At 68.4% G+C, this 25782-nt stretch carries 16 protein-coding genes and 1 tRNA gene; 14 read left to right on the top strand and 3 right to left on the bottom strand.

The window, feature by feature from the left end; all coding sequences use genetic code 11:
• Positions 1–47 precede the first annotated feature (47 nt).
• The 12 genes from ACFYZA_RS17410 to ACFYZA_RS17355 all read left to right on the top strand — a co-directional run bounded on the left by ACFYZA_RS17410 (position 48) and on the right by ACFYZA_RS17355 (position 20817).
• Complete coding sequence (locus ACFYZA_RS17410; RefSeq protein ID WP_053728100.1) at positions 48–401, top strand: STAS domain-containing protein; 354 nt, start codon at positions 48–50, stop codon at positions 399–401.
• A 104-nt stretch (positions 402–505) separates the two neighbouring features.
• A complete protein-coding gene (locus tag ACFYZA_RS17405) occupies positions 506–952 on the top strand; it encodes an ATP-binding protein (RefSeq protein WP_382582217.1) in 447 nt (148 codons plus the stop codon).
• 282 nt (positions 953–1234) lie between these two features.
• Entirely contained in the window at positions 1235–3628 is a 2394-nt protein-coding gene (locus tag ACFYZA_RS17400) for a sodium-translocating pyrophosphatase (RefSeq protein WP_382582214.1), read from the top strand.
• Positions 3629–3796: 168 nt separating this feature from the next.
• Positions 3797–4456 (top strand): small secreted protein, encoded by a 660-nt coding sequence (locus ACFYZA_RS17395; RefSeq protein ID WP_388491276.1) that lies wholly within the window; start codon positions 3797–3799, stop codon positions 4454–4456.
• A gap of 96 nt (positions 4457–4552) precedes the next feature.
• Positions 4553–6052 carry a methyltransferase gene (locus ACFYZA_RS17390; protein ID WP_388491274.1) on the top strand — a complete coding sequence of 500 codons (1500 nt, stop codon included), beginning with the start codon at positions 4553–4555 and terminating at the stop codon, positions 6050–6052.
• Positions 6053–6479: 427 nt separating this feature from the next.
• Complete coding sequence (locus tag ACFYZA_RS17385) at positions 6480–6686, top strand: hypothetical protein (protein ID WP_382582696.1); 207 nt, start codon at positions 6480–6482, stop codon at positions 6684–6686.
• A gap of 188 nt (positions 6687–6874) precedes the next feature.
• Entirely contained in the window at positions 6875–9712 is a 2838-nt protein-coding gene (topA, locus tag ACFYZA_RS17380) for a type I DNA topoisomerase (RefSeq protein WP_382582206.1), read from the top strand.
• A 141-nt stretch (positions 9713–9853) separates the two neighbouring features.
• Positions 9854–13240 (top strand): dTMP kinase, encoded by a 3387-nt coding sequence (tmk, locus tag ACFYZA_RS17375; protein ID WP_388491271.1) that lies wholly within the window; start codon positions 9854–9856, stop codon positions 13238–13240.
• A 433-nt stretch (positions 13241–13673) separates the two neighbouring features.
• A complete protein-coding gene (locus ACFYZA_RS17370) occupies positions 13674–14879 on the top strand; it encodes a DNA polymerase III subunit delta' (protein WP_382582200.1) in 1206 nt (401 codons plus the stop codon).
• A gap of 131 nt (positions 14880–15010) precedes the next feature.
• Positions 15011–16570: an alpha/beta hydrolase gene (locus ACFYZA_RS17365; RefSeq protein ID WP_388491269.1), complete on the top strand. Its 1560-nt coding sequence runs from the start codon at positions 15011–15013 to the stop codon at positions 16568–16570.
• A gap of 95 nt (positions 16571–16665) precedes the next feature.
• Positions 16666–16739, top strand: a tRNA-Thr gene (locus tag ACFYZA_RS17360).
• Between the two features lie 2554 nt (positions 16740–19293).
• Positions 19294–20817 carry a hypothetical protein gene (locus ACFYZA_RS17355; RefSeq protein WP_388491267.1) on the top strand — a complete coding sequence of 508 codons (1524 nt, stop codon included), beginning with the start codon at positions 19294–19296 and terminating at the stop codon, positions 20815–20817.
• A gap of 100 nt (positions 20818–20917) precedes the next feature.
• Here the strand turns inward: ACFYZA_RS17355 and ACFYZA_RS17350 are convergent, their stop codons facing one another.
• From ACFYZA_RS17350 to ACFYZA_RS17340, 3 genes are all read right to left on the bottom strand, one after another.
• A complete protein-coding gene (locus ACFYZA_RS17350) occupies positions 20918–21769 on the bottom strand; it encodes an Eco29kI family restriction endonuclease (protein ID WP_388491265.1) in 852 nt (283 codons plus the stop codon).
• Positions 21770–21881: 112 nt separating this feature from the next.
• Positions 21882–22349, bottom strand: coding sequence for a very short patch repair endonuclease (locus ACFYZA_RS17345; RefSeq protein WP_388491550.1), 468 nt, complete (start codon positions 22347–22349; stop codon positions 21882–21884).
• Between the two features lie 314 nt (positions 22350–22663).
• Positions 22664–23974: a DNA cytosine methyltransferase gene (locus ACFYZA_RS17340; protein WP_388491262.1), complete on the bottom strand. Its 1311-nt coding sequence runs from the start codon at positions 23972–23974 to the stop codon at positions 22664–22666.
• Between the two features lie 172 nt (positions 23975–24146).
• On the opposite strand from ACFYZA_RS17340, the gene ACFYZA_RS17335 reads away from it, so the two are divergent.
• Positions 24147–24932: a GIY-YIG nuclease family protein gene (locus ACFYZA_RS17335; RefSeq protein ID WP_388491260.1), complete on the top strand. Its 786-nt coding sequence runs from the start codon at positions 24147–24149 to the stop codon at positions 24930–24932.
• Between the two features lie 220 nt (positions 24933–25152).
• Positions 25153–25779 (top strand): DUF5994 family protein, encoded by a 627-nt coding sequence (locus ACFYZA_RS17330; RefSeq protein WP_388491258.1) that lies wholly within the window; start codon positions 25153–25155, stop codon positions 25777–25779.
• The last annotated feature ends 3 nt before the right edge of the window (positions 25780–25782 follow it).

The raw sequence follows: 25782 nt of genomic DNA, 5'->3' as shown, positions 1-25782 counted from the left end.
GGGAGTCTCAGGGGGCGGCCGCTCGATAGCAAGGTGCTGGAGGATCCGTGGACCTGTCCCTGTCGACTCGCAATGTGTCCGGCCCTGGTGGCGACCGTACGGTCGTCGAGGTCGGTGGCGAGATTGATGTGTATACCGCGCCCAAGCTGCGCGAGCAGTTGGTCGAGTTGGTGAACGACGGCAGTTACCACCTGGTCGTCGACATGGAGGGCGTGGACTTCCTCGACTCCACCGGCCTGGGCGTGCTCGTCGGTGGGCTCAAGCGCGTGCGCGCGCACGAGGGCTCGCTGCGCCTGGTCTGCAACCAGGAGCGCATTTTGAAGATCTTCCGGATCACGGGGCTCACCAAGGTGTTCCCGATCCACGGCTCGGTCGACGAGGCCGTCAACGCGACCGACTGACGGGGCCGTCCTTCGACGGCTCCGGAGGAAGGACAGGGGCGCCGGGCGGCACTGTGGCCCGGGGCCCCTGAGATGTACGCCCGTACGTTCGAGGGGGATCGCCCATGGCCACCGTTGAACTCCGCTTCAGTGCCCAGCCCGAACACGTCAGGACGGCCCGTCTGGTGGCGGCCGCCGTGGCGCGCCGGGCCGGGGTCGACGAGGCCGTGCTCGACGAGGTCCGACTCGCCGTCGGTGAGGCGTGCAGCCGTGCTGTCGGGCTGCACCGTTCGCATGGCATCGACGCCCCCGTCCACGTCGTCCTGACCGAGGAGGAGAAGCTGTTCTCCATCGAGGTCGGCGACGAGGTGCCGGGATCGGGCGGCGGCGCCTCGTCGGTGCCGGGCGTGCGCGCCTCTGGCCCCGAGGACGAGAGCGACGACGGCGCGGAGGACGAAATGGGCCTCGCCGTCATCAGTGGTCTTGTGGACGATGTGGAGGTCACCTCCGGCGAGTCCGGGGGTGTCATCCGGATGAGCTGGCCGACCACACCGGCCGCGCTGCTTCCCTGATCCACTTTTTTTCGATATTGAGACGGGCCCTGCTGAGCAGGGCCTTTTTCATTTTCTGAGCCGGATTTCGGCCGTCGGCCGCCGATCGTTACCGGCCGTTCCTAGATCGCTGATCAAGCGTCAATGCTTTTGCCCCATTACCGCTTTCGGGGGCATTTTCGTGACCGGATCTCTCTCTGATGAGCCGATGAAGGTCAATTCCATTTGCGGCGCCCTGTTTTGATCGTGTTCCGCTACCTACAATCCGTCCACATCTTGAGCTCTGAGCGTCAAGGAGGACGAATGGCGGGGCTCTTCAACCCAACGGAACTCGACCACCCCACATCCCTGGCCGCCGCGGTACTGACCGACGGCAACCGGACGATCGTGATCGTCATCGCGGCTGTCGCGCTGGCGGCCCTGATCGTCGCCCAATTGCTGGTGCGCCAGGTCCTCGCCGCGGGCGAGGGCACCGATTCGATGAAGAAGATCGCGGCTGCCGTGCAGGAAGGCGCGAATGCCTATCTGACCCGGCAGTTGCGCACCCTCGGCATCTTCGCCGTCGTGGTGTTCTTCCTGCTGTTCCTGCTGCCGTCCGACAACTGGTCGCAGCGCGTCGGCCGTTCCGTGTTCTTCCTGATCGGCGCCGTGTTCTCGGCGGCGACGGGATACATCGGGATGCGCCTCGCCGTGCGCGCGAATGTGCGCGTTGCGGCGGCCGCCCGAGAGGCGACTCCCGCCGAGGGCGAACCCGAAAGGGATCTCACCGCGGTCTCCCACAAGGCCATGAAGATCGCTTTCCGTACGGGCGGCGTCGTCGGCATGTTCACGGTGGGCCTCGGCCTGCTGGGTGCCTCCGTAGTCGTGCTCGTGTACGCGGCCGACGCGCCCAAGGTCCTGGAGGGCTTCGGGCTCGGCGCCGCGCTGATCGCGATGTTCATGCGTGTCGGCGGCGGCATCTTCACCAAGGCCGCCGACGTCGGCGCCGACCTGGTCGGCAAGGTCGAGCAGGGCATCCCGGAGGACGACCCGCGCAACGCCGCCACCATCGCGGACAACGTGGGCGACAACGTCGGCGACTGCGCCGGCATGGCGGCCGACCTGTTCGAGTCGTACGCCGTGACCCTGGTCGCGGCACTGATCCTCGGAAAGGCGGCGTTCGGCGACTCGGGCCTCGCTTTCCCGCTGATCGTCCCGGCGATCGGCGTGGTCACCGCGATGATCGGCATCTTCGCGGTCGCCCCGCGGCGCGCCGACCGCAGCGGGATGTCGGCCATCAACCGCGGCTTCTTCATCTCCGCGGTGATCTCGCTCGCCCTGGTGGCCGTCGCGGTCTTCGTCTATCTGCCGTCCTCGTACGCCAAGTTGAACGGCGTCACGGACGAGGTGATCAAGACGCACGACGGCGACCCGCGGATCCTCGCGCTCGTCGCCGTGGCCATCGGCATCGTTCTCGCGGCGCTGATCCAGCAGTTGACGGGGTACTTCACCGAGACCACCCGGCGTCCCGTCAGGGACATCGGCAAGTCCTCGCTCACCGGACCCGCCACCGTCGTGCTGGCCGGCATCTCCATCGGGCTCGAATCGGCCGTCTACACCGCCCTGTTGATCGGCCTCGGTGTATACGGGGCCTTCCTGCTCGGCGGCACCTCGGTCATGCTCGCGCTGTTCGCGGTGGCACTGGCCGGCACCGGCCTGCTCACCACGGTCGGCGTGATCGTCGCCATGGACACCTTCGGGCCGGTCTCCGACAACGCCCAGGGCATCGCGGAGATGTCCGGCGACGTCCAGGGGGCGGGCGCCCAGGTGCTCACCGACCTGGACGCCGTGGGCAACACCACCAAGGCCATCACCAAGGGCATCGCCATCGCGACGGCCGTCCTCGCGGCCGCGGCGCTCTACGGCTCCTTCAAGGACGCCATCGCCACGGCCGTGGGCGACGTCCACGCCAAGGCGAACGAGCTGACCTTGAGCATGGACATCTCACAGCCCAACAACCTGGTCGGGCTGATGCTGGGCGCGGCGGTCGTCTTCCTCTTCTCGGGGCTCGCGATCAACGCCGTGTCCCGGTCGGCCGGTGCCGTGGTCTTCGAGGTGCGGCGGCAGTTCCGCGAGCACCCCGGGATCATGGACTACACCGAACAGCCGGAGTACGGGCGGGTCGTCGACATCTGCACGAAGGACGCGCTGCGCGAGCTGGCCACCCCCGGCCTGCTCGCGGTGCTCGCCCCCATCGCCGTCGGCTTCACCCTCGGCGTCGGCGCGCTCGGCTCCTACCTCGCGGGCGCGATCGGCACCGGCACCCTGATGGCGGTCTTCCTCGCCAACTCGGGCGGCGCCTGGGACAACGCCAAGAAGCTGGTCGAGGACGGCCACTTCGGCGGCAAGGGCAGCGAGGCCCACGCCGCCACCGTCATCGGCGACACCGTCGGCGACCCCTTCAAGGACACCGCGGGCCCCGCGATCAACCCGCTGCTGAAGGTGATGAACCTGGTGGCGCTCCTGATCGCGCCGGCCATCGTCAAGTTCAGCTACGGCGACGACGCCAACCCGCTCGTGCGGGGCATCGTGGCGGCGCTCGCCATCCTCGTCATCATCGGCGCGGTGTACGTGTCGAAGCGGCGCAGCGTGGCCGTGGGTGACGACGGCAACAACGAGCGGGTCGCGAAGTCCGCTGACCCGGCGGTGGTTTCGTAGCCGCAGGATCGGCAAAGGGCGGGCGGGCGGTGGGGTTTGACACACCGTCCGCCCGTTCTGCTTGGTGCAAATGGCTGCAATAGGGGGCAGATCACACGGACGGCAAGCGATTGTCGCCCACTTGGCGTGTATGTTCCGGGGCCGAGAGCCTTGGAAGGGACCAAACCGGTGAACAAGAAGCTTGCAGCCGCACTGTCCGGCGGTGCGGTACTGATCCTGACGCTGTCGGGCTGCAGCGACGACTCCAGCAAGAAGGTCGACGACTGGGCGAAGACCTTCTGCAACTCGGCCCAGCCCCAGTTCAAGAAGATCACTGACGCCAACGCCGCGATCCAGGCGCAGACGCGTGACGACAGCAAGCCGGCCGACGTGCAGAAGACCGACTCGAACGCCTTCCAGCAGATTTCGGACGCCTACAAGGCGCTGGGCTCGGCCGTCGACCAGGCGGGCGCTCCGCCGGTCAAGGACGGCGCCGCCACCCAGCAGGAGGCCGTCAAGGAGCTGAACGCCTCCTCCGTGTCGTACGCGAACCTGAAGAAGAAGGTCGACGCGCTCAACGCCGGTGACCAGGCCGCGTTCGCCAAGGGCCTTGAGGACATCGCCACCGAGCTCGGCAAGATCAGCTCGACCGGTGACGCGTCCCTGAAGAAGCTGGAGGCCGGCGACGTCGGCAAGGCCATGCAGAAGCAGCCCGGCTGCCAGAAGCAGACGCCGTCCGCCCCCGCGTCGGGTGCGGGTGCGCCGGCCGACGGCCCGGCCTCGCCGTCGGCTTCCGCGTCGCCCTCGGGTTCCGCGGCGGCCTCTCCTTCGGAGAGCGCCAAGTCGTAGTCCGTACGCGCCCTCGTCCGTGGCCCGGCCCCTCAGCGGGGGCCGGGCCACGGGCGTGATGGGGTGATTGTCAGAGGCAGCGGCCACAATGGCGGGGTGAGTACGACCAGTCTTCCCGCGCCCGGTCACGCAGCCCGCCTGCGTGACGCCCTGCTCGCCGCCGCCTTCACCGCCGACGGCCTGCTCGACCTCCTTGGCGCGCCGGCTTACGCGGCGCTGGCCCGCAGCGAGACCGTCCCCGCCCTGCGCGCCACCCGGGGGCGTACCCCGCTCGACACGCTGGTGCGGCTCTTCCTGCTCCAGCAGCCCGTCACCCACGAGAGCGCGCGTGCGGCCCTTCCCCTGGAGGAGGCCCTCGCGGACGGCTGGGTGGTCCGCGAGGGCGACGAGGTGCGGGCCACGGTGGACGTGCGCCCCTACGGCGGGCCCGAGGGGCAGGACTGGTTCATCGTGTCCGACCTGGGCTGCGCGGTCGGCGGCGCGGGCGGGGCGAGCGGGCGCGACGAGGCCATGGTCCTCGGCGTCGGAGGCGCCTCCACCACCCTGGCGGGCATCACGGTCCGGCTGCCCGTGGGCTCCGCCCTCGACCTCGGCACCGGCTCCGGCATCCAGGCGCTGCACGCGGCACAGCACGCGACCCGCGTCACCGCCACCGATCTGAACCCGCGGGCCCTCGACTTCACCCGGCTCACCCTCGCCCTGTCGGGCGCGCCGGAAGCCGAGCGGGCGACGGGCTCGCTGTACGAGCCGGTCGGCGAGGAGACGTTCGACCTCATCGTGTCCAACCCGCCGTTCGTGATCTCGCCCGGCGCCCGGCTGACCTACCGGGACGGCGGCATGGGCGGGGACGATCTGTGCCGCACGCTCGTTCAGCAGGCGGGGGAGCGCCTCAACCCCGGCGGATACGCCCAGTTCCTTGCCAACTGGCAGCACGTCGAGGGCGAGGAGTGGCAGGACCGGCTGCGCTCCTGGGTTCCGCGCGGCTGCGATGCCTGGATCATCCAGCGCGAGGTCCAGGACATCACCCAGTACGCCGAGTTGTGGCTGCGCGACGCCGGGGACCACCACAGCGACCCGGCCCGGTACGCGGAGCGCTACGAGGCGTGGCTCGACGAGTTCGAGGCGCGCAAGACCAAGGCGGTCGGCTTCGGCTGGATCACCCTGCGCCGCACCGACAGCGACCGGCCGTCCATCGTCACCGAGGAGTGGCCGCACCCCGTCGAGCAGCCGCTCGGCGACGCGGTGCGCGGCCACTTCGAGCGGCAGGACTATCTGCGCCGCCACGACGACGCGGCGCTGCTCGCCGACCGGTTCCGGCTGGCCGACGAGGTGGTGCAGGAGCAGGTGGGCCGGCCGGGCGCCGAGGACCCGGAGCACGTGGTGCTGCGCCAGAACCGCGGCATGCGCCGGGCCACCAAGGTGGACACGGTGGGCGCCGGGTTCGCCGGAGTCTGCGACGGCGAGCTGCCGGCGGGCCGGATTCTGGACGCGATCGCCCAGCTGATCGACGAGGACCCGGTGCTGCTGCGGGACCGCACACCGGAGGCCATCCGCCTCCTGGTGGAGCAGGGCTTCCTGGAGCCGGTGGGCGAGTGAGCCGGGGCTGAACTGCCGCTCCGGGAGCGGAGGTTCGCCCCCGGCGGCGAACCCCTGCCCGCTCAGGGGCGGCGGCACCCCGGGCCGTACGCCGTATCCGACGGGCGGCCCGATGGGCGCCGCGAAGGTGCCGCCCGGTCGAGGTGTGTACGCCGGGTGACGTACGACCGCTGCCACACGCGGCGGAAGCGGCCCGGCGGGTGCCGCGGCGGGGGCGGCCGGGCGCGCTGGCCACGCTCGATGGGATGTGGCGCGCGGCGCCGATGTGACGCATGACGCCTCGGGGGCACGCCGGGAGGCTCCACGCCCGGGGGATCTGGCTGAAATGTGCATGATCGGGTCACCGTTCACCCGCCGTTGTCCCGGATGCGGCCCGCGCTCTGCCCGGGGGTGCGCCGCGCCGGTCAGGATCGCGCCCATGAACGCTATGGGTGGGACCGAGACGGGGCCGGCCGTCTTCGCCGGGGCGGTGTTCGCGCTGTTCGGAGCCGCCCTGCTGCTGTGGACCGCGTCCTGTGTACGCCGCGGCACGCCGGTGGCGCACGGCGCTCCGCCGCTCCCCGCCGCGGTGCTCGCGAGCGTCTTCGGCGCCGCGTTCCTGCTGCTCGGGCTGTGGTGCTTCGCTCGCATATAGCCCGAAAGGGGATGAAACGCTTTTCGGAAGGCTTCGGGACGGTCCGGGCGGCAGGATCGCGGTAAGTCGGGTTACCGTTCGAGTGGCCGCTGCGGGCTTTTGCTGTTTGACACGGGGGCGGGTTGTACCGTCACACTCCGCAGCGTCACGTACTGACACCCGAGAGCCGACCGGAGAGAAGAGCGAAGTTGTCCCCGACCAGCGAGACCGCAAAGGGCGGCCGCCGACTCGTCATCGTCGAGTCTCCTGCCAAGGCGAAGACGATCAAGGGCTATCTCGGCCCCGGTTATGTCGTCGAGGCGAGCGTCGGGCACATCCGCGACCTGCCGAACGGCGCCGCCGAGGTGCCCGAGAAGTACACCGGCGAGGTGCGCCGTCTCGGCGTGGACGTCGAACACGACTTCCAGCCGATCTACGTCGTCAACGCCGACAAGAAGGCCCAGGTCAGGAAGCTCAAGGAGCTTCTGGCCGAGTCCGACGAACTCTTCCTCGCCACCGATGAGGACCGCGAGGGCGAAGCCATCGCGTGGCACCTGCAGGAAGTCCTGAAGCCCAAGGTCCCCGTCCACCGGATGGTCTTCCACGAGATCACCAAGGACGCCATCCGGGACGCCGTCGCCAACCCGCGCGAGCTCAACCAGCGCATGGTCGACGCCCAGGAGACCCGACGCATCCTCGACCGCCTCTACGGCTACGAGGTGTCCCCGGTCCTGTGGAAGAAGGTCATGCCGCGGCTGTCCGCCGGGCGCGTCCAGTCGGTGGCCACCCGGCTCGTCGTGGAGCGGGAACGCGAGCGCATCGCGTTTCGTTCCGCTGAGTACTGGGACCTGACCGGGACGTTCTCCACCGGCCGGGCGGGCGACGCCTCCGACCCGTCCACGCTGGTGGCCCGGCTCAACACGGTCGACGGCCGGCGCATCGCGCAGGGCCGCGACTTCGGCCCCGACGGACAGCTCAAGAGCGACGTCCTGCACCTGGACGAGGCGAACGCGCGGGCCCTGGCCGCGGCGCTCGCCGACTCCTCCTTCGCCGTGCGCTCGGTGGAGTCCAAGCCCTACCGCCGCTCGCCGTACGCCCCCTTCCGTACGACGACGCTCCAGCAGGAGGCCTCGCGCAAGCTGGGCTTCGGAGCGAAGGCGACCATGCAGGTCGCCCAGAAGCTGTACGAGAACGGCTTCATCACCTATATGCGTACGGACTCCACGACGCTGTCCGACACGGCCATCTCGGCCGCCCGGGCCCAGGTGACGCAGCTGTACGGCGCCGACTACCTGCCGGACAAGCCGCGCACGTACGCCGGGAAGGTCAAGAACGCGCAGGAGGCGCACGAGGCGATCCGTCCTTCGGGTGATCGTTTCCGCACTCCCGCCGAGACCGGCCTGACCGGCGATCAGTTCCGGCTCTACGAGCTGATCTGGAAGCGCACCGTCGCCTCCCAGATGAAGGACGCGGTCGGCAACTCGGTGACCGTGAAGATCGCGGGCCGGGCGAGCGACGGCCGGCAGGCCGAGTTCAGCGCCTCCGGCAAGACGATCACCTTCCACGGCTTCATGAAGGCCTACGTCGAAGGCGCGGACGACCCGAACGCCGAGCTCGACGACCGCGAGCGCCGGCTGCCGCAGGTGGCCGAGGGCGACGCGCTGTCGTCCGAGGAGATCTCGGTGGACGGCCACGCGACCAAGCCGCCGGCCCGCTACACCGAGGCCTCGCTGGTCAAGGAGCTGGAAGAGCGCGAGATCGGGCGTCCTTCGACGTACGCCTCGATCATCGGCACGATCCTGGACCGCGGCTATGTGTTCAAGAAGGGCACGGCGCTCGTCCCGTCGTTCCTGAGCTTCGCCGTGGTCAACCTCCTGGAGAAGCACTTCGGCCGGCTCGTCGACTACGACTTCACCGCCAAGATGGAGGACGACCTCGACCGCATCGCGCGGGGCGAGGCCCAGTCGGTGCCGTGGCTGAAGCGTTTCTACTTCGGCGAGGGCGACGCGGCGACGGCCGGTACCGCCTCCGCCGCCGGCAACGGCGACGGGGACCACCTCGGCGGGCTCAAGGAGCTCGTCACCGACCTCGGCGCCATCGACGCCCGCGAGATCTCCTCGTTCCCCGTGGGCGAGGGCATCGTGCTCCGCGTCGGCCGCTACGGCCCGTACGTCGAGCGCGGCGAGAAGGACTCCGAGGGCCACCAGCGCGCCGACGTCCAGGAAGACCTGGCGCCCGACGAGCTGACCGTGGAGTACGCGGAGGAACTGCTCGCCAAGCCGAGCGGCGACTTCGAGCTGGGCGCCGACCCGGTGAGCGGCCATCAGATCGTCGCCAAGGACGGCCGCTACGGCCCGTACGTCACCGAGATCCTGCCCGAGGGCACGCCGAAGACCGGCAAGAACGCGGTCAAGCCGCGCACCGCCTCGCTCTTCAAGTCGATGTCCCTCGACACGGTCACCCTCGACGACGCCCTCAAGCTGATGTCGCTGCCCCGGGTGGTCGGCGCCGACGCCGAGGGCGTGGAGATCACCGCGCAGAACGGCCGCTACGGGCCGTACCTGAAGAAGGGCACCGACTCGCGCTCCCTGGAGACCGAGGACCAGCTCTTCTCCATCACGCTCGACGAGGCCCTCGCGATCTACGCCCAGCCCAAGCAGCGGGGCCGCGCCGCGGCCAAGCCGCCGCTCAAGGAGCTCGGCGTCGACCCGGTCAGCGAGAAGCCGGTCGTGGTGAAGGACGGCCGCTTCGGCCCGTACGTCACCGACGGCGAGACCAACGCGACGCTCAGGACCGCCGACAGCGTCGAGGACATCACGCCGGAGCGCGGCTACGAGCTGCTCGCCGAGAAGCGCGCCAAGGGCCCGGCCAAGAAGACGGCCAAGAAGGCCCCCGCGAAGAAGGCGACGGCCAAGAAGGCCACCACCGCCAAGAAGGCGCCCGCCAAGAAGACGGCGGCGGCCAAGACCACCGCGGCCAAGACGACGGCCGCCAAGAAGGCCCCGGCGAAGAAGGCGGCCGCCAAGAAGACGGCGCCCTCGGAGTAGGTCCGACGACGGGCGGGGGGCCGGGGCACACGCCCCGGCCCCCCGTTCCGCGTCGAGGCCCGGTGCAGCCCGAGTCGCGTCGTCCGCCCATATGTTCGGGCACCCCCGCCGGGACCCGCACGCTCCGGATAGGCTGGGCGGATGACGCGAGGAGCCGAGCAACCCCCAAGCTCTGAAGGAGCCGGGGCGACACCCACGGTCGTGAGCCCCATCACCGACGGCCTAGCCGCAGACTCACGCGAGCGCGCCGTACGCGCCCTGCTGCGCATCCCCCCACTGCGACGATTGTGGAGCGCCCAGCTCGTTGGCGGGATCGGCGACGCGCTCGCCGTACTCGTCACGCTGCTCCTCGCGTTGCAGGCCGCCCTGCAACAGCAGTCCTTCGGCGGCGGATACCGGGGCGCCGCCTTCGCGGTCGCCGCGGTGCTCGGCGCCCGGGCGTTCGCGACGGTGCTCTTCGGCGCCGCGCTGCTCGGCCCGGTCTCCGCGCTCACCGCGCCGGGCGGGCCGCTCGACCGGCGCTGGACGATGGTCGGCGCCGACGGCGTACGGGCCGCGCTGCTGATCGTCGCGCCCCTGTGGATCGACTGGACCCCCCGCAACGCACTGCTCCTCATTCTGGTCACCGCCTTCGTGGCGGGCGTGGCCGAGCGGTTCTGGACGGTCGCCAAGGAGAGCGCCGCCCCCGCACTGCTGCCCGCCCCGCCGCTGGAGGGCGCCGCCGTCCGGCCGCTGCCCGACCACCTCGACGCGCTGCGCAGGCTCTCGCTGCGCACGACCTTCGTCGCCATCCCGCTGGGCGCCGCGGCCCTGCTCGTCGCCGCCCTCGTCAGCAATGTGCTCGGGGCGGGCATCGAGTGGTTCAAGCTGCACCAGGCCGCGCTCGGTTCGTACCTGGCGGCCGGGCTCTTCGCCGCGTCCATCTCCGTGGTCGCGCTGCTCGAACTGCCCAGCACCCAGACCCCGCGCGCCCGTTCGCCGCTGGAGGGGCTGCGCAGGCCCAGCACCGCAAGCGGCCCCGACAAGGGCCGCACCGGAGCCATCCCGCTGCTCGTCCTCGCCTGCGCCGCCATCGCCGCCGCCATCGCCGCGGCCGCCTCGGTCGCCGTACTGCACGCCATGGACCTGGGCGGCGGCCCGGCCGCGTTCGCGCTCCTGGTCCTCGCCCTCACCGGCGGCACGGTGCTCGGCATCCGTACCGCCGCCAAGATTCTTCCGGTCCTCTCCCGGCGCCGGCTGCTCGCCCTGGCCATCGCCGTCACCGGCATCGCCCTGCTCGCCATAGGCCTCGTGCCGGACCTCGCGACGGTGCTGTTCATCGCGCTGATCGCGGGCGTCGCCGCCGGTGTCGCGGCCAACACCGGGCACGTACTGGTCGACCAGGAGACCGAGGAGTACCGCAGGGCCCGCACCGCCGAACACCTCCAGGCGGTCGTACGGGTCGCGATCGGGCTCGGCGCCATCGTCGCGCCGCTGCTCGCCGCGGCCATCGGCAGCCACCGGGTCGAGTCGGGCTCGTTCGTCTTCGCGCACGGCGGCGCCGGGTTCACGCTGATGCTGGTCGGCGCGCTGCTGCTGCCCCTGGCCGCAGTGGTGCTCGCCAAGGCCGACGACCGCCAGGGCGTGCCGCTGCGGCGCGACCTGACGGACGCGGTGCGCGGCGCCGACCCGGTGCAGTCCCCGGCCGCGACCGGCTTCTTCATCGCCCTGGAGGGCGGCGACGGGGCCGGCAAGTCCACCCAGGCCGAGGCGCTCGCCGAGTGGATCCGGGCCAAGGGACACGAGGTCGTGGTCACGCGCGAGCCCGGCGCCACGCCGGTGGGCAAGCGGCTGCGGTCGATCCTGCTCGACGTGTCGTCGGCCGGCCTGTCCAACCGCGCCGAGGCGCTGCTGTACGCGGCCGACCGCGCGGAGCACGTCGACTCGCTGGTGAAGCCCGCTCTCGAACGCGGCGCGATCGTCATCTCGGACCGCTACATCGACTCGTCCGTGGCCTACCAGGGGGCGGGTCGTGACCTGTCTCCGACCGAAATCGCCCGGATCAACCGGTGGGCAACTGGCGGACTCGTACCGAATCTGACCGTTCTGCTCGATGTTTCGCCCGAAACGGCCCGCGAGCGCTTCACGGAGGCGCCGGACCGTCTCGAGTCGGAGCCGCCGGAGTTCCACGGCCGGGTCAGGTCCGGTTTCCTCACCCTGGCCGCCGGCGACCCCTCCCGCTACCTGGTGGTCGACGCCGGCCAGGAGCCGGAGGCCGTCACCACGGTCGTACGCCACCGGCTCGACCGGATGCTGCCGCTCTCCGAGGCCGAAGTGCGGGCCCAGGAGGAGGCGCGCCGCAAGGCCGAGGAAGAGGCCCGCAAGCGCGCCGAGGAAGAGGCCGCGCGCAAGGCCGAGGAGGAGCGCCTGGAGCGCGAGCGCCAGGAGCAGCTCGCCAAGCTCCGCGCCGAGGAGGAGGAGCGCAAGCGGCGCGAGCTGGAAGAGGCGCGCCGCCGCGAGGAGGAGCGCCAGGCGGAGGAGGCCCGGCAGCGGGCCGAGGAGGCCAGGCGGCTCGCCGAGGAGGAGCGGGTCCGGCGCGAGGCCGAGGAGAAGGCGCGCGCCATCGAGCAGGAACGCCTGCGCAAGCAGGCGGAGGAGGAGGCCCGGCTGCGCGCCGAGGCGGAGGCGCGCCGCCTGGAGAAGCAGCGCAAGGCCGAGGAGGCGCTGCTGCGCGCGGAGGAGGCCCGCCGTCTGGCGGAGGCCGCCGCCGTCGCCGCCGCCGAGGAAGCGGCGGCCAGGCAGCGCCGGGCGGCCGCCGCGGGGAACGCGTCGGGTGCGGTCGGTTCGGCGGGCTCTGCCGAGGGCACGGGCGCTGGACGCCCGGACCGGTCCGAGCGCTCGGACCGCCCGGACCGCACGGACCGTTCCGGTCACTCCGACCGGTCCGCGGGTCCGGCCGATGTCTCGGAGTCGGAGATCACGGTCGAGACGCCGGTCATCAGCCCGAACGAGGTGACCCAGCCGGTCCCGGTGGCCGAGCCCAACGAGATCACCCAGCCGGTGCCGGTGCCCAAGCCGGATGCGGAACGTACGAATCGCGCGGCGGGCGCTGGACGTTCGGGTACGGCGGGCAAGTCCGCTCACTCCCCCGACGCCGAGGAGACGACCGTGCTGCCGTCGGTGCCGGCCGCGGGCCGCGACACCGGCCGGAACGTCGGCCGGGACGCGGGCCGGGACGCGGCTCGGGACGCCCGGGCCGCCGACGAGACGGCAGTCCTGCCGCCGGTACGTGGCAACACTCCCGCCGACCGGGTGCCGCCGGGCCTGTTCCGTGACGAGCGCGACGCCGGAAACCCGGCCGAGGGCGGCAACGAGCGCACGCGCGAACTGCCCCAGATCGACCCGGAGACCGGCCAGGAGCGGCCGCGCCGCCGCTCGGACTGGGCGGAGGAGACCCCGCTGGACGACCTGCCGACGCTCGCCGACGAACTGCTCGGCCCGCGCGACGACGAGGACGACAACCCGCGGGGCGGCCGCCGCAGGCGCTGATCCCGGGGGAGCCCTCGGGCTCCCCGTAGCCCCGGCATTCGTGCTGGCACGCAGAGCAGGTCGCGTGCCAGCACGATCGTTTGGGGGCCCGGAATTTTCTAGAGTCGCAAGTGCCGCAGGGCAGCCGGCCAGCAACCGGTCGCCGGCCGGCTCGGGAGCGCCTACGAGCAGCCGTCTCGGCTTCGCGGGGCGCGCTCCGATGCGTGCCGAGAGCTGGCCGTCGTGGTGCCGTGGGCAGGCGTCCGCGCGTGACGAGGGGCGCCGGTCGCGGTGCGGTAGGGCGGCAGCGGCGTGCGCGCGGAGGGCAGCCGCAGGCCGGGGACAGGGACCGTTCCCTCGCCCTGACCTGCGGGGTTTTGCCCACTGGCGTCCGTTGTCAGTGGGGTGGCGCACAATGGGCGCAGCAGCGACCAGAGGGACGGAGGGGCAGCAGATGGCCGTTTGGGACGACCTGGTGGGCCAGGACCAATTGCAGGAGCAGCTGGGTGCCGCCGCCCGGGACGCTGATGTGCTGGTCACCGCCGAGCGTTCCGGCGAGCCGCGCCCCGAGGCGTCGAAGATGACGCACGCCTGGCTCTTCACCGGCCCGCCCGGCTCGGGCGGCCCCACCGCCGCGCGCGCCTTCGCGGCCGCCCTGCAGTGCGTCAGCCCGGACCGCGCGCTGGGCGGCGAACCGGGCTGCGGGTTCTGCGACGGCTGTCATACGGCCCTGATCGGTACGCACGCCGATGTCACGGTCATCACTACCGAGGGCCTCACCATCGGCGTCAAGCAGACCCGCGAGCTGGTGCGCGGCGCCCAGATGTCGCCGTCCGGCGGCCGCTGGCAAGTGATCATCGTCGAGGACGCCGACCGGTTCACCGAGCAGGCGGCCAACGCCGTCCTCAAAGCCGTGGAGGAGCCCGCCCCCCGCACGGTGTGGCTGCTGTGCGCGCCCTCCTTGGAGGACGTGCTGCCCACCATCAAGTCCCGCTGCCGTCACCTCACCCTGCGCACCCCGCCCGTCGAGGCGGTCGCCGATGTGCTGATCCGGCGCGACGGCATCGAGCCCGAGGCCGCTTACGCGGCGGCCCGCGCCACCCAGGGCCACATCGGCCGGGCCCGCCGCCTGGCCACCGACGCCGCGGCCCGGGCCCGGCGGGCCGCCGTCCTGAAGGTGCCGCTGCGCGTGGACGACGTGGGCGGCTGTCTCAAGGCCGCGCAGGAGCTGGTCGACACCGCCGCCGAGGACGCCAAGCAGATGGCCGAGGAGGTCGACGTCAAGGAGACCGAGGACCTCAAGGCCGCGATGGGCGGCGTCGCCGGGGGCCGGATGCCCCGAGGCACCGCGGGGGTGATGAAGGAGCTGGAGGACAAGCAGAAGCGCCGCAAGACCCGCACGCAGCGCGACAGCCTGGACCTGGCACTGACCGAGCTGACCGGCTTCTACCGCGACGTCCTCGCGCTGCAACTGGGCTCCGGAGTGGCCATCGCCAACGACGACGTACGGGACGCGGTGGACCGGATCGCCAGAGCGTCCGGCCCCGAGCGCACCCTGCGCCGCATCGAGTCGATCCTGGCCTGCCGCGAGGCCCTGGACCGCAATGTGGCCCCGCTCCTGGCGATGGAGTCGATGACCCTGGCGCTGCGAGCGGGCTGAGCCAGGGCGGAAGGGGGCGGGTCATGCGGGCGCGGGGGACGCCGGGACGGACGAGGTTGACGGGATCACCCGTACGAGCCGCACCGCCGCGCGCCGCGCACATCACGTCACCGGACGGATACGCTCCGCAGATGGACCCAAGGCGCCTGCTCCGTACCTCAGCCATCGCCGCCGCGACGGCCGGCCTGCTCATCTCCGGCTGCTCGTCGGGCAGTTCGTCCACGTCCGCGAACGCCTCCCCGCACGACGCCGGCAAGGCGGGCCCGGGCGACGCCGCGACGTCGCAGGCCCTCGCCCCCTACTACACACAGAAGCTGAGCTGGCGGGCCTGCGGTGTCGGCAAGTTCGAGTGCGCCACGATGAAGGCGCCGCTCGACTACGCGAAACCCGACGGGCCCTCCATCAACCTGGCGGTGGCCCGTGTGAAGGCGACCGGCCCCGGCAAGCGGATCGGATCGCTCCTGGTCAACCCGGGCGGCCCGGGCGGCTCGGCGGTCGGCTACCTCCAGTCGTACGCGGGCATCGGCTACCCCGCGCCGGTACGGGCCCGCTACGACATGGCGGCCGTCGACCCGCGCGGCGTGGCCCGCAGCGAGCCCGTCGAATGCCTGACGGGCAAGCAGATGGACGCCTACACGGAGGTCGACCAGACCCCCGACGACCCGGCCGAACAGGACGCCCTGGCCAAGGCGTTCAAGGACTTCGCGAACGGCTGCGAGGCCAAGTCCGGCAAGATCCTGCCCCATGTGTCCACGGTCGAGGCGGCCCGCGACATGGACGTCCTGCGAGGGGCGCTCGGCGACCAGAAGCTGTACTACGTGGGCGCCTCGTACGGCACGTTCCTCGGCGCCACGTACGCCGAGCTGTTCCCGACCCGCACCGGCCGGCTCGTTCTCGACGGTGCGATGGACCCGTCGCTGTCCTCCCTGGACATGAACCGCGACCAGACCGCGGGCTTCGAGACCGCCTTCCAGTCCTTCGCCGCGGACTGCGTCAAACAGAAGGACTGCCCGCTGGGCACCGAGTCCGTGTCGGACGCCTCGGACCGGCTGCGGAAGTTCTTCAAGGACACCGACGCCAAGCCGATCCCCACCGGCCAGAGCCGCACGCTCGGCGAGTCCCTCGCCACCACGGGCGTGATCGCCGCGATGTACGACCAGGGCGCCTGGCCCCAACTGCGCACCGCCCTGACCCGCGCCATGAGCGGCGACGGCGCGGGCCTGCTGGCCCTGGCGGACTCGTACTACGAGCGCGACCAGAGCGGCAAGTACGCGAACCTGATGTTCGCCAACGCCGCCGTGAACTGCCTCGACCTGCCACCGTCCTACGCCGGGCCCGCCCAGGTGTCCGCGACCCTGCCCTCCTTCGAGCAGGCCTCCCCGGTGTTCGGCGACGGCTTCGCCTGGTCCGGCCTGAACTGCACGTACTGGCCGGTCAAGGCCACCGGCGCCCCGCACCGCATCGAGGCGAAGGGCGCCGCCCCGATCCTGGTCGTCGGCACCACCCGCGACCCCGCCACCCCCTACAAGTGGGCCGAGTCCCTCGCCTCCCAGCTCTCCTCCGGCACCCTCCTCACCTACGAGGGCGACGGCCACACCGCGTACGGCCGCGGCAGCGACTGCATCGACACCGCGATCAACACCTACCTCCTCGACGGCACCCCGCCGGCCAAGGGAAAGCGCTGCTCATAGCCCCGCAGCGGCCCACCCCGGGGCTGGTCGGGACCACTCCAGAAACTGTGTAGACTTGGCGACGCTGCTGCTCGCACCATGGTGCGCAGAGCGGTGCCGCCTTAGCTCAGTTGGCCAGAGCAACGCACTCGTAATGCGTAGGTCTCGGGTTCGAATCCCGAAGGCGGCTCTGTGGAAGCCCCAGGACTCACTCGCCGTGACCTGGGGCTTTTGCTATTTTTGGATACGGCATCGACGGGCCCAGGCCTACTGAGTACGAAACAACATCGAGAGGCGTGCTCAAGGTGTGGACGCCGACCGAAGGTGCGCGAAACGGTGCGGGTAATGGTCGCGGCGCTTCTGGAAACCAGCCCTGTAGTCCAGCTTCCGAGCGGACGTCATCACTTGCTGGGGTGAGGCAGGCCCGGAGGAAGGCAGGTACCCCCGCCATGCCCCGGGTTACGGCCAGTACTCCTAATCCTCATCGACCACGAACAGCGTGAGTCGTATATTCGGCTTCTCGCCCCGGTTGATCTCCGGAGTGTCCTCGCCCTATGAGTGGACGCGCAGAGGAAGTTCGGACAAACGGGCGCCTCAGGCGGTGCGCGACCAGCGCGGCCTCGCACCAGTACGGCGAGGCCTTTCCACGGAAAACGTGCGGGCAGACATGCAGTTCCGCGTGATGGCGCGAGCAGATTAGATCCTGCCCTGACGCGACCGCCGCTGACCTGCGTGACGGCCAAGTGACAGCGATACCAGTTCCGGATGCGATCTTGCTGAGCGTCGGGCGTAACAGCGGTTGATCCTGCCCTATGGCAAGTCGACCACGGATACGCTGCCCGTCGCGGTCACGATCAATCGGCTGCGGGAACGCGACAGCCTCGTCCGCGCTAGTCAGCCTTCACAGCCGTTTGGGCGCGGATGGCGGAGCCGAGGGCAGCTTAAACGAGTCGAAGGCGCCCTTCGGTCCCGGCCATGCGCTCGCTTCGTCTCCCCGTCGTCCGGAACGTCCACCTCAGCCATGATGTTCCCTGCTCCCGCAGGAAGTTGCAGGCACGGTGGTCACTGTTAGAACTGCGGTCAGGCAAGATGACTGCGTGGAAGGCCCGTTAGAGTCGGGCCATGGGGGATGCGAAGGCTCGGCCGTGCGTCTGGTGTGAAAGGGGATTCACGCGACGTTCACTGTGGCGTCCGAAGCGCTACTGCAAGCGCTGGCATCAGGCTGTGCATTACAGCGCGGTACTCGTGGGCGCCTTGCTCTCCTGATCGGTCATGTAATTGTACCGAGCGTCGGGGTAGGCGCTGCTTAGGCACATGATGAGCGAGTGTGGAACGCAGTAACTATGACCGAGCGACAACTTGGTCAGGTGCGGCGGGTGAGCATCACCGGGCTGGCTCGCCTCACTCTCACCAAGTCATCGGCTTTACGGACAGGGCTAGTTCGAACCCGTAACAGGGAGCACGACGTTCACCTCTGGCTTCCCGAGGTGCGAGCTGGACTGTTCCAACCCGGCTGCCCCCGAGGCGGAGGCTCTGGGAGGGCAGTTGCCGATGGGACGAAGTGCTTCGCGTACGCCGCCGGCTCCTGCTGACTCGGCGATTAGTTGAACGCGCAGTCCGTGAGGCTTTGGCCAAACTTCAGCATGCGGATGTGATCGGTCAAGTGGGTGGCAGGTGAGGGGGCTGCCGTTGGCAGGTCTCCTCTAGGAGTTCCGTAGGAGCGCGTGGGCCAGGCAGACCGCTGGCGCCTGATCGTTGTCCGGCGGTGCCGTGACGCGCGCGTCTGCCACCGAAAGCTTGATCAACAGGACCCTGCCGAATGTCCTCATAGCAGATATCGATGGGATCTGGGGAAAATACATGAAAACTCGGCGATGTGTCTGCAGACGTGCCAGGATCTTGGAATTGGGCGTCTTCCGTCCCAACACGCCGCGACACATGGCTCAACTCCCGTGTGTTGGCAGTGGTCGCACCGTCATCTAGACCGAGGACCCGACAGGCGATTGGCACTGAAAACGGCCGCTTGGCAACACCGAAGTTCTCGGGATGCCACAGCGGGGACAGTTGGTCGTAATTCGGCCCTACGTCTCCAGGCGAGGCGGTAGGGCCTTTTGTTTGTCCGAAACGGCATTCTGCTCAGAAGGTTCCGATCGCCTCAACGAACACCGGCGCTGCCGCAGTTCTTTTCACAAAGATCGGAAGGACATGCTGTGGAGGAGAACCACGACCATGATGTTCAGTCCTTGGCCAGCGAATCTGAACCAGATTTCGGCTCGGCAGGCACGGGAAGCCCTGCCTCTCTAAAGATGCCAGATCCAGGTACGGATGACATTGACCGTATGGACGAGGATCTTCCATCTCTGCCAGACGGGCTGCCCGCACTCCCGAGGACCCCGGCGGTGCGCAAACTCGCCAGCACTCTAGTAACTCAGGGGTTTAGCGAGGGGGCGGCTACGGCTATCGCCCGGGCAATCGCGCGGCCGGAAGAAGCCAGGAAGCGGCTCCAAAATCCCGACGTCATGCGTGTTCCCGGAGGAGTCCTTCACACGATTACCACTCAGGTCTGGGCGCCTGCCGTATGTCATTTCCCTGGAAACAATCGAGAGGCTGGCTATAGAGTATATCCCCTCTCGGGTGCTCTGGCGCCCGGCCATTTTCCTCCCTTGCGTGGCCTTGAGGCGGCGCGAGGAGAAACGGGAGAGCTCGTCCTAGGCGCACAGTCGCGCGCTCATGTGGTGAGCGCCATGGACAGGTCGAACGGATTTCTCGCCAGGCATAACGACTTGGTAGAGACAATCGGGCAGCACGGAATCCTAAGAGAGCTGCTGCTTACGGTGGTCAGGATCGATCACGAATCCGAGTACGAGCAGCCTGTATGGGCCCTGGCCGGTGCCGACGGAAGCAGCAGGATCTCCGCGAGTCACCGGATTCACGCGCTGGGCGCTAGCGATGTGTTGTATGGCTTGCCGGGAGACGACCGCAAGTATCGTCAGCTGTTGAGCCAGGTCTTGGGTACTGGCGAACGGCCTCGAGAAGAGGTCACTTCTGAAGATGTCAAGAGGGCACGGTCGCTCGTAGCTCCGGCAACCCTGGTGCTGCGATTCATCCCGGACGAGCGCTCTGCGCTAAAGTACGACCAGGCTGTCAAGTTCATCGTCGGTATCACTCACGTCGAGCCCCCAAAACCTTGGGGAACGGCGAGTGAGAATGACGCATTGGCGGACCCTGTCATCGAAGAGTTCCTGGGAGCTGGTCGGCTCACCCGTACACGTGCGGAGTGGTTCGCCGCCGACCTGACGCCCGAACAGGTGCAGTCGAATGTCCTCGATCCGTGGGCCGACACCCGAGTGGCAGAGATCGTCTCCACATTCCTCAGCGCGGAAGATCATGCCATCTTCCGTCGGGGTGTACTGAGGATCACGGCCAAGAGCAAAGTCACAGGGGATTTCAAGGCCAAGGTTGTCACTGAAATGATCCTGCGACCTTGGCGTGCGACACACGCCGATGCTGATGGCGCAGACCGGGTAAGCGGGACTCGCAGCACGTTGCAGCGCATGCTGAAGTGGACGCCGCTCCAAGCTCCCGGGTGGCACATCAGCGGCGACAACGATCCTGACAAGATGTTGGAATCGGCACTCGGCAATTTGGCGAAAGCCGGCTCGGCAGGAGCGGCTGGCGTCGAGTTGGGTGTCCGCGGCGGCTACTACCTGGCGGTGCACGGGATTCTCGTCAGAGAGGCACGAGGACGCACTGTCGACTATCGCACCCCCTCATCGGTGCTACAGCGGATGACGGAGAGCGCCCACGGAATCAGGACTCTGCACAGGGCGATTGTCGACGGACGCCAAAACAGGAAACCCCAAAGGGTTGATGAGAGCGGAACACCTCAGCTAAACCTGAGTAGCAAGCCCATCGAAGCGGACGACCAGTGGCTGCGGACCACGTTTACCGCACTGGGAGAGTCTGTCGCATCCTCGCCCGTCGAGGGTGATGTCACCACCCCGGAAAGCGAGTTTGAAGCAGCCAAGGCGCACTTTGCGAACCTGGTGGCGTCTCTGGAGAGCGCGCTCGTGGCAGCCGAAAGTGTGCGTGGGCATAGCCGCGCGTTCGTCAGAGAGCAAGGATGGCCTCAAGTGCATGCCGAGGACCTGGGTTTGCGCCTTGATAAAATCAGCGGACGCTTGAAGATGTATGCGGCAATCGCTGAGGCGGCAGAGGAAGCCCACTCAGATAGTTGGGAAGACGTGAAGGGGCTGGAAGAGGAGTAGCAGCTGACCATGCGCCGCCGCTGAGGCAGCGGCGGCGCATGGATTTACGTTAGAATGGGCAGCGCACCCGAATTAATTGCGCTGCCGTCAGTCGTGGATTTCAGTCCTCTACGGTGTCCAGCGTGACCGTTGGTGAGCTTTCCTGCTCTGGCGTTTCCATCGACATCCAATTGATGGTATCGGTGTCCACTCCGAAGTGGCTATTCTCTTCCAAGAATACTTCCTCCCGGAACACGTGGACAGGTTTGCTTGCTCCGCCCGATCCCTTCGCCTCCTGCCAAATCGTTTTGACGGGACGGTTGCGAAGCTCCGACAATTTATGGTCGCGTTGTGGACTGGCGGGCATGAGGGAAATTTTGATCCCGTCTGAGATCAATTTCCTCATCTCGTTGCGACTGTAGCTACGGTTGCACAGCAAATTTGCCGCTCGTTGGCGGCCAGGATGAATCGAATCCCAGACTGAGCGGGCGTTCCGTCGCCCTCCGCCTGGAGGGTTGGCGCCGAAGCCTGTCATGACGGTATTCCAAAGAACGGGGCTGTGGGTACGGAGAAGGGCCCGTTCCCCCAAGACTATCCAGATGTCATCTAGGGTAAGATATCTGACATCGAAATTCGAGGCGCCAAGGTTGGGTGCTTCATTAATGCTTCTGCGGTGATCGTTTATTCGCTCGAATAGCTTGGGCTCGGTGAGGTTTGGGGAGTCGCCGTAGCTACTATTTCCGGCTGCGGCCTTCCCTACATATATAGGGCAATCGGAATCTTTCAATTCCTTGTAGATCTCAAGGTCGCCCTTATAGTAGAGCGCATACAGCCCTGCGCCCATGAAGCGCTTCACCTCTCCCAAGGGAACGCGAGGGCGCCCGTCCATCTCTTCCCGGAGATTTCTGCTGAGCAAATCAATGCCCAACGGGTTGAAGTGTGTAGGCATCGTGCCATTGGAGCTGGGGACCATGCGCTGAATTTTACTTATCGCTGCGGCCATCCCCTCACCCACCCTAGCGTTCCGTAGGTTTGGTGAGGAAGACTGAGAACCGCAGTCCGCGTGGCTAAACCATAGGCACGGTTCAGTGTTGGTTCGGTGACGAGCCTCGCACCGTGCTGATCACACGTGCGGCAGCTGTGTCGGGATCCTCGTGCTCCCAGACGCGCACGACTGTCCAGCCAGCATCTTGCAGGAGGCGGTCCGTCTCCAAGTCCCTGGCCTGGTTGCTTGCGATCTTCTCGCGCCAGAACTCGACGTTCACGCTGGAAGGTCGCAAATGTTCCGGGCAGCCATGCCAGTAACAACCGTCGACGAAGACCGCGACTCTGGCCTTCGAAAAGACGACATCAGCGGTGCGCCGCAGCTCAGGCAGAGGGCGTGATGCCACTCGGTAGCGGAGGCCCTGTTTGTGGAGCAGTGACCGCAGGCGTAGCTCGGGCTTGGTGTCCTTGTTCCGGTTGCCCCGCATCGAGGCACGTACCGCTGGAGAGGAAGCCCAAGACCCCTCTGATGCCACATCCTCGCGGAGAAGGCCCTTTTCCCAGGCCATCTTCCAGCCCTCGGCAAGATTCGCGGCCCGAGTGTCGTGCTCGACATGGCCCAGGTAGCGGGCGGGAGACCTGCCACTGTCGGACCAGCGCAAGTACGCGCGAATGCGTCGTGTGTCGGGAAGTACTTTGAGCTCGACCGAGGCCCGGGCAAGCCGACCCTCGCCAAGGTCTACGGAGCGGCGGTGGCGACCCCCGGCAGCGCGATCTTGTTCAGCCGCGATGGCGGCTCGTGTCCTCCCGGGGCGCCCCTTCCATGCCTGGATTGGCGGCGGATCGTGCTTCCAGCGGCGCTGCGCTCTGCGAGTGGGACCGCTCACCTTTGGCGTTCCTCCGCGTCATCGAGCACGGCGGCAACCGCCTTGGCGAAGACCTCTCCGAGGGCGACGGGTACGGCATTGCCCAACTGGCGCATTTTTTCCCCGCGGGGGCCCTTGAGTTCCCAAGTGTCCGGGAAGGTCATGGCCCGGGCGGTTTCACGGACCGTCATGTACCTGTGCTTGTACTGGACGCCCCCATGGGCCCTGTCGGCCACCACCTCGTCCAGAAGCATGACCGACTCCCCGCCAGGTACACCGTGCACGCCCGCCTTGACGGTTTTCGCGGGTCGGTCGAGTTCGTTGGGCGTGTGTCCGTCGTAGACGCGAGCTCCGGGCCAGCCAATGTGTTCGGTGAATCCGCCGAGAAGATGTTCCGTGCGGTCGAGCCACTCATCCGGTACCTCCGGTAGCGGCTTGTTGTCACCGATGCCGGCGATCGCGTCACGCAGGGTGTGCCAGGGCAGCAGTCCGTCGTCCATCGGCATGGACTTCGGGAGGCGAGCCATGACCCGCTCGCGCACGTGGTCGGGCACATTCGAGTGCCGCTCCCAATAACTTCCGTCCTCCATGGACCGGAACAGGCCAGTCTCGGAGTGGGTCGGTTTCACGAGCCGCTTGAACAGGTTCATGTCGACGTTCAGATCACGACGGAACGCGACGATGATCACGCGGTTGCGGATTTGGGGTACCCCGTAGTCAGCGGCGTTGACCGGCATCATGACGATGTCGTACCGCTTCGTGGGGTCGTCCGGCTCCTTCTCGCGCCGCTCCAGCAAGTAATCGTAATGCTGTTCCCAGGTGCGATCGGCTCGCTCTTCGAAGGGCAGTTCCAGTTCGCGCTGGATGTAGTCGAAGTAGCGACGGAACGATGGCCTGAGCAACCCACGCACGTTCTCGCAGATCACAGCCTTCGGCTGGATCTGACGGACTGCCTTGAACATCTGCGGAAACATGTTCCGCTTGTCCTCGTCGCCCTTGGCGACGCCGCCGAGGCTGAACGGCTGGCAGGGAGGACCGCCAGCGAGCACGTCGACCTCGCCCGCAAGGTAGTCCATGTCGAGATTTTGGACATCACCCGCGACGAGCGGCACGCGTTCGCCGAGCTCAGGCGCCCGAGTGGGCTTCTCACCCTCGGGCAGCCGCGCGGCACCGTTGGCCTCCAAGGTCTCGCACGCCCGCTTGGCGAACTCGTTGAAGAGGAGAGGGCGGAAGCCGGCGCGGTGTACGGCCATGGCTAGACCCCCAGCACCAGCGAAGAGTTCGACGGCCGTGCGATTGCTCTTTGGATCTTCTTGCAGCTCACCCATTGCAAAAGCATACCGCGGAGTTGTGGATCTTCCGGCCATTCTGAGGAGACGAACCGTTGGTGGTCACGGGCCGGCTATAAGGTGCCCCGGGATCATGTCGACCAGGGGAGTAAGACGGATGACGCCGGTGGTTAGCGCTGACGACGGGACCCAGTACCACAAGGACTTCACCTTGAGCATCACCAAGGCCCTCGGTGACCAGCTGGCAGCGGCACTCAAGGGGTTGGATAGGGCCACGCTCACCGAGGAGTCCATCGCGCGACTCAAGGAGAAGCCCGGGGTCTACCAGCTCTACCTGAATGGCAAGTTCGTCTACGTCGGCAAGGCCGACAAGTCCTTGCCGGCCCGCCTTCGCGATCACCTCCGCAAGATCTCGGGGCGCCGGAACATCTCCCCGTCCGAGATGGCCTTCTCATGCCTGTACGTGGCGGAGGACTTCTCGGCCCTCGCCCCGGAACAGCTACTCATCAGCCACCACAAGGGCATGGGCGACATCCCCTGGAACAACAACGGCTTCGGCAACAAGGACCCCGGCCGCCAGCGGGACAGCACGGTCCTGAAGCAGAACCACTTCGATGTCTTGTTTCCCATCGATCTCGATCGACCGATCGAGGGTCTGGAGCCCGGTGAGACGTCACTGCACGCGCTCATGGAGGCCGTCAAGGCCGGCCTCCCGTACAACTTCAGGTACGGGAAGTCGGCGGAGTTCAAAGCTCGCCACCTTCGGGTGCCGACGGCAGCGATGACGGCCAATGAGGCCTTCCACTTGATCTCCGCGGAGGCACCGGAGGGCTGGCAGGTCACGGCCCTCATGGGTTACGTGATCATGTATGACGACAGCCCGAATGAGTACAAGAGTGCTTGGCGGTACTACCGCGCCGGCGATTCGATGAGTGCAGTGCCGGAAGCCGAGCCAGCCGGAGACGTGGAAGCTGATCCGTCAGATCCGGGTCAGTGACGCCGGGCCCGAAGGCGGCTCTGTAGAAGCCCCAGGACTCACTCGCCGTGACCTGGGGCTTTTGCTTTTGTTCGGGTCTGCTCGCGGTCCGCCGGCCGGGTGGGGGAGTAGCCTGGGCGCATCGAGGGCATTTCGCACACTGGCTGCCACGTCGGCGTCGTTCTCGGTGAGAGCGAATATCCCGGGCGGCGTTTCATCGACCCGGAGACAGGTCCGCGACATGGCCGCGACCACCGACACCGCTACCGGTACCGACATCGGCACCGGTCTTGATGGCGCCACCCCCGACATCCGGCTTTCCTCGCACGAGACCGGCGCGCCGTCGGCCGCCCGTGTCGCGCTGAAGGGCGGCGACGGCTCGCGGGGGCTTCTCGACGGGGCCTGGTGGCCGCGATCGCGGGATCTGGCCGTTGAACTCCCCGCACTCATCGGTGTACTCGACCCGCTGTGGGGACGGGTCACCCGTATCGCCGTGAACCCGCGGTACTGGCCCGTCGTCCCGCGCAAGGTGCCCGTACGCGGGCACGTGGTGAAGGTGGGCTGGTTCAAGGCTGAGCAGGATCCGCACAAGCTGCTCCTGCTGTCCAACACCGTTGGACGCTGGGACCTGTTGGTGATCCCGCCGGACACCCCCGCCGCCTCGGCCGCCCGCCTGATGGCCGCCGCGAGCGACCCGGCGGGGCCGGCACTGACCGCCGGCGCGCTCATGGCGGCGGAGGCACGGTTCGGGGCGGCGGTGGAGGGCGGGGCGGAGGATGCCTCGGCGTCGGGGGAGCACGAGGGCGGCGCGCCCCCGGCCCGCGTCGCGATTCCGGTCCCGGCCAGCCGTCTCATCATGGGGATGTGACCG

Source organism: Streptomyces sp. NPDC001828, assembly GCF_042892175.1.
In the GTDB taxonomy this organism is placed as follows: domain Bacteria; phylum Actinomycetota; class Actinomycetes; order Streptomycetales; family Streptomycetaceae; genus Streptomyces.
Note: the sequence above shows the minus strand (reverse complement) of the source record. Positions and strands in the feature narration are given on the sequence as shown.

What these genes read in the sequence shown, in the direction of transcription:
- ACFYZA_RS17405 (WP_382582217.1), top strand. Translation starts at nt 506, where the DNA reads ATGGCCACCGTTGAACTCCGCTTCAGTGCCCAGCCCGAACACGTCAGG.
- ACFYZA_RS17400 (WP_382582214.1), top strand. Translation starts at nt 1,235, where the DNA reads ATGGCGGGGCTCTTCAACCCAACGGAACTCGACCACCCCACATCCCTG.
- ACFYZA_RS17385 (WP_382582696.1), top strand. Translation starts at nt 6,480, where the DNA reads ATGGGTGGGACCGAGACGGGGCCGGCCGTCTTCGCCGGGGCGGTGTTC.
- tmk (WP_388491271.1), top strand. Translation starts at nt 9,854, where the DNA reads ATGACGCGAGGAGCCGAGCAACCCCCAAGCTCTGAAGGAGCCGGGGCG.
- ACFYZA_RS17370 (WP_382582200.1), top strand. Translation starts at nt 13,674, where the DNA reads ATGGCCGTTTGGGACGACCTGGTGGGCCAGGACCAATTGCAGGAGCAG.
- ACFYZA_RS17365 (WP_388491269.1), top strand. Translation starts at nt 15,011, where the DNA reads ATGGACCCAAGGCGCCTGCTCCGTACCTCAGCCATCGCCGCCGCGACG.
- ACFYZA_RS17355 (WP_388491267.1), top strand. Translation starts at nt 19,294, where the DNA reads ATGGACAGGTCGAACGGATTTCTCGCCAGGCATAACGACTTGGTAGAG.
- ACFYZA_RS17350 (WP_388491265.1), bottom strand. Translation starts at nt 21,769, where the DNA reads ATGGTCCCCAGCTCCAATGGCACGATGCCTACACACTTCAACCCGTTG.
- ACFYZA_RS17345 (WP_388491550.1), bottom strand. Translation starts at nt 22,349, where the DNA reads ATGGCCTGGGAAAAGGGCCTTCTCCGCGAGGATGTGGCATCAGAGGGG.
- ACFYZA_RS17340 (WP_388491262.1), bottom strand. Translation starts at nt 23,974, where the DNA reads ATGGGTGAGCTGCAAGAAGATCCAAAGAGCAATCGCACGGCCGTCGAA.
- ACFYZA_RS17330 (WP_388491258.1), top strand. Translation starts at nt 25,153, where the DNA reads ATGGCCGCGACCACCGACACCGCTACCGGTACCGACATCGGCACCGGT.